Annotated in this window: 9 protein-coding genes and 1 pseudogene; 1 reads left to right on the top strand and 9 read right to left on the bottom strand. The window is 29.2% G+C overall.

Annotated elements, in window-relative coordinates; all coding sequences use genetic code 11:
• The 7 genes and pseudogenes from tnpA to tagD form a co-directional block, all read right to left on the bottom strand.
• Positions 1 to 278 (bottom strand): annotated as a pseudogene (gene tnpA / locus ANHYDRO_RS06945) (IS200/IS605 family transposase); the annotation flags it as partial.
• 144 nt (positions 279 to 422) lie between these two features.
• Positions 423 to 1,742 (bottom strand): tyrosine--tRNA ligase, encoded by a 1,320-nt coding sequence (tyrS, locus tag ANHYDRO_RS06940; RefSeq protein WP_004814987.1) that lies wholly within the window; start codon positions 1,740 to 1,742, stop codon positions 423 to 425.
• A 246-nt stretch (positions 1,743 to 1,988) separates the two neighbouring features.
• Positions 1,989 to 2,405 (bottom strand): hypothetical protein, encoded by a 417-nt coding sequence (locus ANHYDRO_RS06935; protein ID WP_004814983.1) that lies wholly within the window; start codon positions 2,403 to 2,405, stop codon positions 1,989 to 1,991.
• 9 nt (positions 2,406 to 2,414) lie between these two features.
• Positions 2,415 to 2,618: a helix-turn-helix transcriptional regulator gene (locus tag ANHYDRO_RS06930; RefSeq protein WP_004814980.1), complete on the bottom strand. Its 204-nt coding sequence runs from the start codon at positions 2,616 to 2,618 to the stop codon at positions 2,415 to 2,417.
• A gap of 1,194 nt (positions 2,619 to 3,812) precedes the next feature.
• Positions 3,813 to 4,967: an iron-containing alcohol dehydrogenase gene (locus tag ANHYDRO_RS06925; protein WP_004814979.1), complete on the bottom strand. Its 1,155-nt coding sequence runs from the start codon at positions 4,965 to 4,967 to the stop codon at positions 3,813 to 3,815.
• 335 nt (positions 4,968 to 5,302) lie between these two features.
• Entirely contained in the window at positions 5,303 to 6,646 is a 1,344-nt protein-coding gene (locus ANHYDRO_RS06920; RefSeq protein ID WP_004814977.1) for a DUF3100 domain-containing protein, read from the bottom strand.
• Positions 6,647 to 8,094: 1,448 nt separating this feature from the next.
• Positions 8,095 to 8,511, bottom strand: a complete 417-nt coding sequence (gene tagD / locus ANHYDRO_RS06915; protein ID WP_004814976.1) for a glycerol-3-phosphate cytidylyltransferase — start codon at positions 8,509 to 8,511, stop codon at positions 8,095 to 8,097.
• A 232-nt stretch (positions 8,512 to 8,743) separates the two neighbouring features.
• Between tagD and ANHYDRO_RS06910 the strand changes: the two genes are divergently transcribed.
• On the top strand, positions 8,744 to 10,213 hold the full coding sequence (locus tag ANHYDRO_RS06910) for a nucleotide sugar dehydrogenase (protein ID WP_004814974.1): 1,470 nt from the start codon (positions 8,744 to 8,746) through the stop codon (positions 10,211 to 10,213).
• Between the two features lie 89 nt (positions 10,214 to 10,302).
• On the opposite strand, the gene ANHYDRO_RS06905 is transcribed toward ANHYDRO_RS06910, so the two are convergent.
• Together ANHYDRO_RS06905 and ANHYDRO_RS06900 are read right to left on the bottom strand one after the other, a co-directional pair.
• Positions 10,303 to 11,016 carry a sugar phosphate nucleotidyltransferase gene (locus ANHYDRO_RS06905; RefSeq protein WP_004814973.1) on the bottom strand — a complete coding sequence of 238 codons (714 nt, stop codon included), beginning with the start codon at positions 11,014 to 11,016 and terminating at the stop codon, positions 10,303 to 10,305.
• On the bottom strand, positions 11,009 to 12,772 hold the full coding sequence (locus ANHYDRO_RS06900) for an NTP transferase domain-containing protein (RefSeq protein ID WP_039914343.1): 1,764 nt from the start codon (positions 12,770 to 12,772) through the stop codon (positions 11,009 to 11,011). Before ANHYDRO_RS06900 ends, ANHYDRO_RS06905 begins: the two co-directional genes overlap by 8 nt.
• Positions 12,773 to 13,717: the final 945 nt, after the last annotated feature.

Raw genomic sequence — 13,717 nt, 5'->3', positions numbered from 1 at the left:
TGCGTTTCTATCGAATATTATCAGAGAACTTTTCCTTTTAAATATCCCATTATTTGTGATATTGAGTACTTTGGTGGTATTTCTACCAGCATATGGATATGGTCTGGACATAACTCTGCTTCTATTATGTTTATCCCTTTTCTTGAGCATAATTCTCGAAGTATGCTGCCTATGTCTTTTCTTAATTGTCTATATATTTCTTGTCTTCTGTATTTTGGTGCAAATACTATATGGTATTTGCATCTCCAACTTGTATGTGATAAAGTATTTTTATCCATGATTACCTCCTTGTTTAATTGTGCATGTGACTATCACAATTATACATTAAGGAGGTTTTCTTGGTGCTTAAATCTAAAGTTTAATACCTCCACCTGCATAGCAGGTGGTTTTTTGTTTCGCTCTCTTTCGTTCGCTCAACTCACTTAAGTGGACAAAAAAAACTGGTGAAAAATTATATTTTCACCAGCTATTTTAAATATTATTTTATTGTAACCTTGTGGAAGGTTTTTTACCTTTTTAACTATTATTTTTCCATCTTTGAATAATTCTTCATTTATTTCAAATCTTGGGTCGGTTATTTTTTCATCATTTACACTTACTCCGCCTCCCTTTACTGAATCTCTTGCTTGAGAATTTGATTTTGTAAGGCCAAGTTTTGTAAGAAGGGTAAGTATTCCCATTGGAAGCTCTTCTTTTTCAATTTCAGTTGTTGGCATTGCTGATTCGTCTCCAGCTCCAGAGAATAAGGCTTTTGATGCTTCTAGGGCTTCTTTTGCCTTATCTTCACCGTGAATTAATTTTGTAATTTCATATGCCAAAACTTCTTTTGCATGGTTAATTTCCTTTGCATCTTTGCCGTTTCCAAGTCTTCTACATTCATCAGTTGGAAGGAAGGTTAACATTAAAAGGAATTTCTCTACGTCCCTATCATCAACATTTCTCATATATTGGAAAAGTTCGTAGGCTGAAGTTTTTTTCTCATCAAGCCATACAGCTCCCTTTTGACTTTTTCCCATTTTTACGCCATCTGCTGTTGTTAAAAGTTTGAAAGTCATTCCATATACTTTCTCATCTTCTTTTTTCCTAATTAAATCATAACCACCGATAATATTTGACCATTGGTCAGATCCACCAATTTCTAGTGTACAATTATGTCTTCTAAATAATTCTAGAAAATCGTAAGATTGTAAAAGCATGTAAGAAAATTCAAAAAATGTTAGACCTTTTTCCATCCTATTTTTGTAGGCATCTTTTTTTAGCATTTCATTAACAAGGAAATTTGATCCAACATCCCTTAAAAAATCTACAAATGGAAGATTTAATAGCCAATCTCCATTGTTTACCATTATCGCCTTGTCGCCAGAATCTTCCCCATCATTTTCAAATTCCAAAAATCTTTGGAATTGCTTATAAAAACAATTGGCATTGTGGTCAATTCTCTCTTTTGTCATAACCATTCTCATATCACTTCTTCCGGAAGGGTCTCCAATCATAGTTGTTCCTCCACCAAGAAGGGCAATTGGTCTATGGCCATAATTTTGCATTCTCATCATAACCATAATTTGGATAAGGTGACCTACTGTCAATGAATCGGCAGTTGCATCAAACCCACAATAAAAAGTTAATTTTTCATTTTTTAATTTCTCAGCTAACTCTTCTTCATCAGTAGCAGCCTCAAAATATCCACGATCTTTTAATTCATCAAAAACTGAATCATATTCTTTTTCATATTGAAATTTCATTTATATCTCCTTAATTATTTTTAAGCACAAAAAAAGAGCATAAGAAGGCATCTCAATGCGGTACCACTTCTTTTTATACTCCACGCTTTCACTAAGCAGAAAGCCAACTTTGGACAAAGAATCCTGTAATTTCAAAAAAATTATCCCAAATTTTTCCTACTGTAAATCCTATAAGTCCTATTTACTTATCATATATTATACATTGGATTATTATTTTTTTCAAATATATAGACTATAAATAAAAATTTATAGCCTATGCCAAGATTTTTCCTTTAAATTTTCAAAATTTTTCCTATTATCAACACCCATTTTCTCATCAAAATCAATCTCATAAGAAATATTTTTACCCAAATGAGGAAATTTTATAAAAGCTTTTCTATATTCTTCAACGATTTCAAAAACTTCAATTTCATCCCAAGGCATAAGAATAAAATCGCCCTTAGTAGAATTTGAAACTTCCTTTTCATAAATCCCCTTTTCATTAAAATATAAAAGAAAAGTCCTTGAAGAATCTACTGTGTTGTACAAATTACTAAAAAATAATTTCAAAAATCCCTTGCCTGTTGAATTATGTTTAATAGCAAATAAATACGAATCAGTATTTTTGAATTTTTCATTTATTATTTCCCTAAATTCATTCACATCATTAAATAAAAATCCCATTTTACCTCCTTATTTAAAAATAAAAACTTCTTTAATATCCTTGTCCAATACCTTGCAAATTTTATAAGCAGTTTCAAGACTTGGACTTATAGTCTTATTTTCATAAGCCATAATTGACCTTCTCTTAAGCCCAACCATTTTAGCAAGCTTATGCTGAGAAAGTCCCTTCTCTTTTCTAAATTCCTTAATTTTATTTTCAATTTCAACTTCCATACAAAAACCTTCGGTTACATTTTTAGTACATTTTTTGTTACATTTATAGTACCATAAGTATAAATTTTTGTAAATTTTCCATAGTAAAAATAATTTAAATCAGTATAAAAGCAAGTAATTAAGGTTATTTCCTTACAGAGAAAACGAAAGAGATCTCTCGACTTCGCTCGAGATGGGTTAAACATTGATATAATTTTATACTCCGAATAAGTTTAAATAGATTTTGATAAATATAATTATATATTTTTAAATCTACATTAATTTAAATTAAAAATGAAAAATTAGCAATGAAACTAATAAACTACAAATATTAGTAATAAAAATAAATAAAAGATCAATCCCATCTCGAGCTTGCCGAGAGATCTCATAAAAAATAAGGCAAAAGGAATAGTATGAATTAAAATAAAACACTCAAATATACCATAAGATATAAATTAAAAGACTAGCCAATTTAACAAAAGAGATCTCTCCATGCACTTCACTTCATTTCGTTTAGTCGAGATGGGTATTATCTTTATTTAGTTTTTACTAAAGAATTAATTTTAATAGGCTATTGAATTTTACAAACTAAAATATCAAATTCCATTTAATTCTAATTTAAATAATCTTTCATAGGGATTTACAACTTCCTTTAGTAATAAAAATAAAGACCAAGACAAACCCCATCTCGAGCGCAGTCGAGAGATCTCTAATTTTATTTGTCTTGTAATTAAATAAATAATTGAAATTAATTCAATATAATAAAATTCAAGGAATAAAGTATATTTCAATACAAAACTAATTAAAGAGATCTCTCCATGCACTCCACTTCGTTTCGCTTAGTCGAGATGGGGATTTATCATGCTTATTTAATTGCTGAAGTTTATAATATTAAATATTAAAAAATTATATTATTTAAAAATATAATAAAATTTTCAGTAATTTCTTTAGTAATAAGAATAGCATAAGGCTAAACCCATCTCGACCTGATAAATATACCTTGATTTGGTATATTTATCCCTAAAACTAGTGTGAAAACACGGAAAAATTTACATAGTAAATGAGTTTTAGTGTGGAGAGATCTCCTTTATTAATTTTATCCTATTATTTACCAAGTCCTTTAGAAAAAATCCAAACAAAAACTAAATAAAAAACAGGAGCTACCTCCTGTTTTTTTGCTAATCGAATTATTTTTAGTTATATGGTTTTTTTTTCTTAAAATTCTACTTTTTTGCCGTAATATGCAGCTTCATATATTTTTTTGATATCTTCTGGTGAAGTTTCTCTTGGATTTGTTAGGGTACAAGCATCTTTGAATGCATTTTCACTCATTTTATCCAAAACTTCTAAGAATTTATCTTCTTCTATTACAGTATTTTTACCATCTTTTATATTTGCTGTAAGTCCTACTGCCTCGTTTAATTTTCTAATTTCTTCTGCTATATCATCAATTCCTAGAATTTTTTCTAGTTTATCATATTTATCTGTTGCTTTTCTATTGTAATCTATAATGTATGGAAGCATAATTGCATTTGCTTCTCCGTGTGTAAGATGGAAAATTCCTCCAATTTTATGAGCCATTGAGTGAACTATTCCTAGTGAAGCATTTGAAAATGCCATTCCTGCAAGGGTTGATGCATCGTGCATTTTTTCTCTTGCATCCATATCTTCTCCATTATCGTAAGCTTTTTTAAGATTTCCAAAAACAAGCTCGATTGCTCTGATTGCAAGTGGTGATGTGTAATCATCTGCTGATGTTGAAACGAAAGCCTCAACTGCGTGTGTCATAACGTCCATTCCTGTTTGAGCTGTAATTCTTGGTGGCATTTTGCTTGCAATAACTGGATCACAAATTGCCACATCTGGTACGAAATCAGGATGAACCAATGGATATTTTATTTCTTTTTCTGTATCAGTAATTACAGAAAATGCTGTAATTTCTGATGCTGTTCCTGATGTTGAAGGAATACAAGCCATTTTTGCCTTTGTTCTAAGTGGTGGATTGTCAAAAGCTGCTAATTTTTCAAAACTATAGCCTGGATGTTCATAGAAAATCCACATAGCCTTTGCAGCATCCATTGCAGATCCTCCACCAATTGGAATTATCCAATCTGGTCCAAATTCTTCCATTTTCTTTCCACCTTCAAGGCAAGTTTTTACTGATGGGTCTGGTTCTACCCCATCAAGAATCATAACTTCCATTCCAGCTTCTTCTAAATATTTTTTAGCTTGGTCTAAAAATCCAAATTTTTTCATAGAATGACCACCAGTTACAAGAACTGCTTTTTTTCCTTCTAAATTTTTAAGATATTCTAGACTATCAACTCCGTGAACAATAGTTCTTGGAATTGCAAAAGTTTTAATTGCCATTTTCCCCTCCGTAAATTTTCTTTGTTAATCTTTTGTCATTATTATTATATAACTTTGTTTATTTATGTCAACATAATTTTTAATCTGCACTTCATTTTTGTTATTTAAATAACATTGTTAGTTTTTATTATATTACTTTTCCCTAAAAACTTTTAATTTTAAACATTTCAAAAAATTTCATGTTTTCTATAAATTAAAATACCAAATATTCACCCGAAAGTTTGGTATATATTTTTATTTCATTTTTCAAAAAATTTTTATAACAAAATATAGAAATTTTAAATTAAGTAAATAAAAGAAGAACCTCCCAAAATTTTGGAAGGCTCTTTAAACTTTTAAACTGTACCCATTATTTTTAATATAATATTTGCAATAACTGCAGAACCTATATAAGTTCCTAAAAGGGCACAAATAGTAATTACTACAATTTTTAGACCTTGTTTTTTAAATGAATCTAATTCTTTTGCTGAAGAAATTCCTGCGTATGCCAAAATTGGTGTACAAAGTGGCAATAAATCAAGATGAGTCATAGCTTCATTAAATGGTCCAGCAACTGGTGAAAGTCCAGGAATAGATGCAAAAGATGCCAAGAATGCTATATATAAAATAGTTGGTAAATTTATATGAACTTTTTGAAGTAAAAGATCTAAAATTAATCCAATTACTGTAATTCCAAATAACCAAAGCATTCCTACTAAAACATCTGACATAGTAGAATCTGATCCCATTCTAATACTTGAAACATAAAGACCTGCTATAGAAATTACTGCTGTAATACATAAAACTCCCAAATATTTTGAAAGAGTTTTTGCAAATCCTTCATTAACTTCCTTGTCATCCTTTTTCTCTATATGACGAGTTGGAGCAAGAGCAGCCTTTTCTGCCTCATATTTTTCTTTTCCTTTACAAAGTTTATATAACCATTCTGCTATAGGAATTCCTAAGAAAAATGCAACATAAACTGTATCAACTGCTGATAAAACTTGGCTTGTAGCACCATATCCCATCAAAGCTTGTTCCTTATCAGGAAAAGCCTCAATAATTGGAGCTATGGCCCCACTCATCATAGATGCAGATCCAGTTCCAGCTGCCATTGCCAAAGATTCAGGACTAAACCATGAAATATTAATAAAAATTGATGAAATAATAGAAAAAGCAATAGTTCCAAGAAGAGTTCCTGTTATGTATGAACCCATAACTCCACGACCTTCAGGAGAATCTAATCCATATAAATTTGCAACAATTCCAAGTCCTTCTTCTCTAGAAATAGAAAAACCAGAACCAATAGCTGTTCTATCCATTTTAAATACAAAAACTGCAATTGGGATAGAAATAAAGATTGTTCCAAGGTTACCAAATTCTTGTAAAATTAAAGCAGGGCCTGCCTTAATAACTGTGGAAATATTTGGTCCAATAGCTGTTGCCATGTAGGCAATCAAAAACAAACAAGAAATGCTGACATATTCACCAGCCCTTGCCATATCACGTTCAGAAATAGAACTAGAACTTAAAGTACGAGCTACAATAATTCCAATAATAAGTGCGTAGATCATTGGTAGAAGCTTAAATTTAACAATTCCAAAATCAAATGGAATAATTCCAATAGCCTCTGCTGCAATAACTACAAGTAAAATAATAAAATGTAGCCTCATATCCGTAAGAATATTTTTATTTTTCATTTTTCCCTCCTTATGTAATTTTCAAAAAGGTAAATGAAACAAACCTTTTCTTAAATTTGATTCTTTGCTTTAATTAGTAAAATAAGCTAAAAAATCATCTACTAAATAGACTAGCACTAATCATTTTCATTGTCAATAAAGAATAATGAAAATAATTTATCAACATTTTATAAAAATACTGTAAATTTGATTAATATACTACAATGAGTTTTATTAATTCAAATAAATTAATAAAAAATCACAAGGTCCTACATAAATAATAAGATGGAAAAATAAACTAAATAAATAAGCCTATAAATTAGACGAGATAAAAAATTTATAAAGAAGATTTAAATATGAAAATTTCAAATATAAAACCTAAGGAATTAAGATTATTTTAATATAAAAAAAACTAAAGAGATCTCTCCATGCACTCCACTTCGTTGCCTTTAGTCGAGATGAGTAATATCTTTATTTAGTTTTTTACTAAAGAAAAGATTTGAAAAATTTTTTTATAAGGATTTCTAATTACCTTTAGTAATAAAATAAGCTAAAAACAAAAACCCATCTCGAGTCGATAAATATGCCTTGATTTGGCATATTTATCCCTAAAACTAGTGCGAGAGCACGGAATAATTTACGAAATAAATGAGTTTTAGTGCCGAGAGATCCCTGATTTACTTTATCTTGTCATTAAATAAATAATTGAAATTAATTCAATATATTAAAATTCAAGAAATAAGGTATATTTCAATACAAAACTAATTAAAGAGATCTCTCCATGCACTCCACTTCGTTACGTTTAGTCGAGATGTGTAATATCTTTATTTAGTTTATTTTCTGAAGAATTTATTTGATTATGCAATTTAATAATTTAATCTAAAAATATGAAATTTTATTTTATTTTAATTTAAATAATCTTTTTTAGGGATTTACAACTTCCTTTAGCAATAAAAATAAAGACCAAGACAAAACCCATCTCGAGCCGATAAATATTCCTTGATTTGGCATATTTATCCCTAAAACTAGTGCGAGAGCACGGAGGAATTTGCCTAGAAAATGAGTTTTAGTTCCGAGAGATCTCTGATTTACTTTATCTTATTATTAAATAATTCCTTGAATTTAAATCAATATATAAATCCAAGGAAGAAAGATTATTTCAATACAAATCAAATGAATGAGATCTCTCGACTTCGCTCGAGATGGGTATAATCTCTATTTATTTTTTACTAAAGAATTTAATTGAGCATTATTTAAAATTTTATCTAAAATATCACATTTTATATAAATATTAAGTCAAAAATTTTTATAAGAATTTCTAACGACTTTAGCAATAAAATAGAGATAAACTCAAACCCATCTCGACCGAGCAAAGCGAGTGGAGAGATCTCTGATTTACTTTATCTTATCATTAAATAAATCATAAGAATATTTTTAACTTATATAATTTAAGATAAATTTTAAAAAATTCAGTTCTTATTTTTTAGAAATATTTTTCTCATGCAAGTCTTTTTTATTTGACTTGTGCTTATTTCTGGAGTTCTTGGTAAGTAGACAACTTCTACTCCCTCTTCTTCTAGAAAATCAAATTTGCCCTTCCAATCATCGCCCATTACAAAGGTATCTACTTGATAAAGGTGGACATCTGATTTTTTTTGGTCCCAATTTTCTTCAGCTATTACTAAATCTACACACCTTAGGGCCTCTAATAATTTTTTTCTTTGCTCGAAGCTAAAGTAGGTCTTTTTATTTTTTTCTTTGCTGTTAAACTCATCTGTTGAAATTGCAACTATCAAATAATCACCCAAGGCTTTGGCTCTTTCCAGTAAATTTATATGGCCATAATGCAATAGGTCAAAGGTTCCGTAAGTTATAACTCTTTTCATTTTTCTTCCTTTCTACTAATATAGACCTGCAGTAATTTTTATTTAAAAATATAATTCTTTATTAATAGTTTATAGTAAATTTATGTAAAGTTCAATTTGCAAGTATCTCTTGTTATTTTAAATTACTAATTTTGTTTATATTTCGAAAATTCGTATATTTTTGTTATTAAAATTGACACGAAACTCTCAAATTGGTATTATTAGCATATATTTTAAAATTTATGGAGTTTAAATGAAAAAATTATCTGTCGAAAAATTAGCTGATTTTGTTTCTACTTATAGAAAAAGTAAGAATTTTTCTCAAAGAAATCTTTCAGACCTTACTGGTATTAATAGGACTATGATTAGTCGTATTGAATCTTGTGATTATGTGCCATCTATTGATCAACTTCAGGCTTTGGCTGAGGTTTTGGGTTTTGATATTGTTGATTTGTTTGTGGAGGAGGGAAAGAAAAGTTTTATGAAAAATATTGATAAGAAATATAAGATTGCTGTTGCTGGGACTGGCTATGTTGGTCTTTCTATTGCTACTTTGTTGGCTCAAAATAACCAAGTTACTGCAGTTGATATTGTTAAGGAAAAGGTTGATTTAATCAATGAAAGAAAATCTCCTATTCAAGATGATTATATTGAAAAGTATTTGAGGGAAAAAGACCTTGATTTGACTGCTACTCTTGATGGTGAGGCTGCTTATAGGGATGCTGATTTTGTTGTTATTGCAGCTCCTACTAATTATGATTCTAAGAAGAATTTTTTTGATTGTTCTGCTGTTGAATCTGTTATTGAATTAGTTTTAAAGGTTAATCCATCAGCTACTATGATTATAAAATCTACTATTCCTGTTGGTTACACTAAATCTGTTAGGGAAAAATATAATACTAAAAATATTATTTTTTCTCCTGAATTTTTGAGGGAATCTAAGGCCTTATATGATAATCTTTATCCTTCTAGGATTATCGTTTCTTGTGATGATGAGAGTCGTGAAAGGGCTGAAATTTTTGCTTCTCTTTTACAAGAGGGTGCTATAAAAGAAAATATTGATACTTTGTTTATGGGCTTTACTGAGGCTGAGGCTGTAAAGTTATTTGCTAATACTTATCTTGCTCTTAGGGTTTCTTATTTTAATGAGCTTGATACTTATGCTGAAAGTAAGGGCTTAAATACTGAAGAGATTATTAATGGTGTTTGCCTTGACCCAAGAATCGGCTCTCATTACAACAATCCTTCTTTTGGTTATGGTGGATATTGCCTTCCAAAGGATACTAAGCAATTATTAGCAAATTTTGATAAGGTTCCTCAAAATATGATTTCTGCTATTGTTGATGCTAATAGTACTAGGAAAGATTTTATTGCTGATCAAGTTTTAAATATTGCAGGATATTATTCTTATAATGAAGATGTTCAATATAGGCCAGAAAAAGAAAAAGAATGTGTAATTGGCGTTTACAGGTTAACAATGAAATCAAACTCTGACAACTTCCGTCAATCTTCAATTCAAGGGGTTATGAAAAGAATAAAGGCAAAAGGAGCCACTGTAATAATTTACGAGCCAACCCTAAAAGACGGTCAAACTTTCTTTGGGTCAGAAGTTGTAAATAACTTAAAGAAATTTAAAAAAATGAGCCAAGCAATCATAGCTAATAGGTATGATGCTTGTCTTGATGATGTAATTGATAAAGTTTATACAAGAGATATTTTTTAAAAGAGACTAAAAAAATTCCCATCTCATATATTTTGAGATGGAATTTTTTTACCCAAATTTAAACTATAAAGATTTTCTAAAATTATAAGCTATTTTTGGGGATAATTTTTATAACTTGGGTCTATGGCCAAAAGTTCAGAAAAATTATCAATTTCAACAATATCTTCTTTTTTCATTGGGAAAATTCCCAAATCAAATTCATCCGGATGGCAAAATAGGGCCACATCGTCCCAATAAATTTGCCTGTTATTATTTTCAAATTCTAATTCTATAAAATGTTTCAATTTTTTCCCGTCTTTTTCATTCCAACGAGAAACGCTATATAATTGCCAACCGTTTTTACCACCGGTTTTACTACAAGAAATAACTTTCCCATCTTCTACATTTTGTAGCCACTCGTCAGTATAAGAACTTGTCCATACACTATTGTAACCAGACTTTTCAAAATTTGGACTTAAAATTTCATCATTATAAATAATTTGGTCCCCATCCAAAATTATTGCATTTGAAATCAAATTTCTAGCTACATATAAAGAAGAAATGTTGTTACAAGTATCATAATAGGGATTTTTTATAAAATTTAAATTTGGATATTTTTCCAATAATTCCTGGAATTTTTCTGATAAATATCCAACCACAAGATAAATTTCATCTATACCATTTTTATGCAAACCATCAATTATAGTATCAATCATTCTCTTACCATTAACTTTTATTAAGGGTTTGGGCGTATCTAAGGTCACAGGTTTCATCCTATTTCCAAAGCCTGCTGCCATAATTATTGCCCTTTTTACCTTATACATCCATCTTCTCCTCTTCTTTTATATATTTTCTTACTATCCTATAATATTCTTTAGCATAACGGTACTGTTTAATAGAATATTCCCCAAAATCTACTCCCAAATTTCTCTTATATTCACACCAATTGCTCCACAACAAACCACAAGATGAAATATATGCATAAATTTTTAATCTTGTATTAAAATCACACTTATTATCAAAATAAATATCAATAATTTGGTCAATTTTTTCCTTATCGTACATGGAATAAATACAAAACATGGCTATATCAATATGGGGATCTTGCATACCTGCATATTCCCAATCAATTAGCTTCACACTTTTATCTTCTGTAAACAAAAAATTATCAGCCACAGAATCAATATGGCATAGGGATTTTTTGCCAATATTTTTTTCTATAAAAGGTTTTAAAGAAAATACCCCTTTTTTAACCCTTTGGTAGTCCCTGTAAACAGATTTTTTGCCATTCCACAGACTTTCATAAAAATTAATCTCATCAAAAATATCAAAGTTATGATCAATAGATAAGGATAAGTTGTGAAACTCTTTGAGTTTTTCCATGCATTTTGAAACATCATCCATATTTTCCGGATCACAAACTCTTGAATTTTCAATAAATTCTGTGATTTTATAGCCATTTTCAGGATCCATATAAATAATATTGTCGCAAATATTTTTCCCCTTTAAAAGCTTATAGACTTTGGCCTCCTCGTACCTGTTAATTAACTTATCGGTTCCCTCTCCAGGAACTCTCATAATATATTTTTTATTTTTACAAGAAAACAAAAAAGACCTATTAGTCATACCTTTTTTTAGGACACTAATATTTTTAATATCAGATTTATGGACGTCAAAAACTTTACAAATAAGGTCAATAACATCTGACTTTAGATTACTAGACTCCCTATCAAGCTCCCTTAAATCTTCATAAGTATCAATTTCAACAAAATCACTAGCCTTAACAAGTCTTGCTGCAATATTAATATTAGAAAAATTAAAAAGAGCCTCTTCCCAAAACATTTGATAACTTTCATTATCCTTTTTTAACTTATCAATATTTCCCTTTAACTTATCAGCTATATCCTTGGTAAAATAAGAAATACCGACCATAGAATTTCCCTTATCCTCATCCTTGATAGTAACAAGTTCATTTTTCCTATTTACCCTAATCTTACTATAAGTTGACTCCTTATCAGAAACCATATACCAAGAATAAAGCTCATTTTTCCTAAAAGGATTTTCCCTACACCATATATCTGATGGAATGATATAAGCATTATCAAGCTTATCAGAAATCAAATCAAGAGAATAAAGATTATTTTTTAAATCATAAGATTCATTAACGATTAACCTTACCCCAAACTCATCAATCAAATACTCAAATCTTTCCTTCAAAAAACCAACCACAATATAAATTTCAGAAATTCCAACTGAGTGAAGTTGCCTAATAAGCCTTTCCACCATAACCTCACCCTTAATCTCGAGAAGGGCCTTGGGACTATCCAAATTAATAGGAACCATCCTCAAACCAAAACCTGCCGCCAAAATAATCGCCCTTTTAGGCTTATTCTTATCAATCAAACTTTGTCCCTTATCAGAGATATTAAAATCATCATCCAAAAATTTATCATCTTTCAAACTATTAATAGCCTTATTAACAAAGCCCAAAGAATATCCAGTTCTCTCCATTAAATCCCTTTGACTAACAAATTTATTATTTGAAAGAAACAAAAGAATATTCATCTTATTTTTGTTCATACAATTTAAAACCTTTCTTTTCACGAATTTATATAATTGGTTATTCGTGAACTTAATAGCCAATAAAAAACTCATTTACCAATGAGTAACAATTTATTTTATATAAAATAATAATATCTGTATATAGTTTACAAGAAAAAAAGAAAAAATCAATAAAATTTGTAATATATCCATATATAAAACCCAAGGAATAGAAATTATTTTAATATAAAGCAAAATAAGGAGATCTCTCCATGCACTCCACTAGCACTAAAACACGTTTGCTACGCAAACTTTCACGTGCTTTCGCACTTAGTTTTAGGGATTATTGTGCCAACTCAAGGCACAATAATCTAGTCGAGATGGGTAATATCTTTATTTAGTTTTTTACTAAAGAATTGATTTGAATATATTATTGGTAGTTTAATCTAAAATATCAAATTTCATTTAATTTTAAGTTAAAAAATTATTATAAGGATTTCCAAATTCCTTTAGTAATAAGAAAAGCACAAACCAAAAACCCATCTCGAGCTCTGTCGAGAGATCTCTAATTTACTTTATCTTATTACTAATAAGTTAAAAAAATTTATAAGAATTTCTAACTTTCTTTAGCAATAAAATATGAACAAAACTAAAACCCATCTCGAGCGCAGTCGAGAGATCTCTGATTTACTTTATATTATCATGAAATAAATACTTGTAATTAATTCAATATAATAAAATCCAAGGAATTAAGATTATTTTAATATAAAACAAATTAAAGAAATCTCTCCATGCACTTCACTAGCACTAAAACACGTTTGCTACGCAAACTTTCTCGTGCTTTCGCACTTAGTTTTAGGGATTATTGTGCAAACTCAAGTCACAATAATCTAGTCAAGATAGGTAATATCTTTATTTAGTTTCTTTACTAAAGAATAGATTAAAAATTTTATAAGGATTTCTAATTGCCTTTAGTAATAAAAA

It is taken from the genome of Anaerococcus hydrogenalis DSM 7454, assembly GCF_000173355.1.
Classification (GTDB): Bacteria; Bacillota; Clostridia; order Tissierellales; family Peptoniphilaceae; genus Anaerococcus; species Anaerococcus hydrogenalis.
Note: the sequence above shows the minus strand (reverse complement) of the source record. Positions and strands in the feature narration are given on the sequence as shown.

Coding starts and splice junctions, on each gene's coding strand:
- tyrS (WP_004814987.1), bottom strand. CDS start 1,742: ATGAAATTTCAATATGAAAAAGAATATGATTCAGTTTTTGATGAATTA.
- ANHYDRO_RS06935 (WP_004814983.1), bottom strand. CDS start 2,405: ATGGGATTTTTATTTAATGATGTGAATGAATTTAGGGAAATAATAAAT.
- ANHYDRO_RS06930 (WP_004814980.1), bottom strand. CDS start 2,618: ATGGAAGTTGAAATTGAAAATAAAATTAAGGAATTTAGAAAAGAGAAG.
- ANHYDRO_RS06925 (WP_004814979.1), bottom strand. CDS start 4,967: ATGGCAATTAAAACTTTTGCAATTCCAAGAACTATTGTTCACGGAGTT.
- ANHYDRO_RS06920 (WP_004814977.1), bottom strand. CDS start 6,646: ATGAAAAATAAAAATATTCTTACGGATATGAGGCTACATTTTATTATT.
- tagD (WP_004814976.1), bottom strand. CDS start 8,511: ATGAAAAGAGTTATAACTTACGGAACCTTTGACCTATTGCATTATGGC.
- ANHYDRO_RS06910 (WP_004814974.1), top strand. CDS start 8,744: ATGAAAAAATTATCTGTCGAAAAATTAGCTGATTTTGTTTCTACTTAT.
- ANHYDRO_RS06905 (WP_004814973.1), bottom strand. CDS start 11,016: ATGTATAAGGTAAAAAGGGCAATAATTATGGCAGCAGGCTTTGGAAAT.
- ANHYDRO_RS06900 (WP_039914343.1), bottom strand. CDS start 12,772: ATGAACAAAAATAAGATGAATATTCTTTTGTTTCTTTCAAATAATAAA.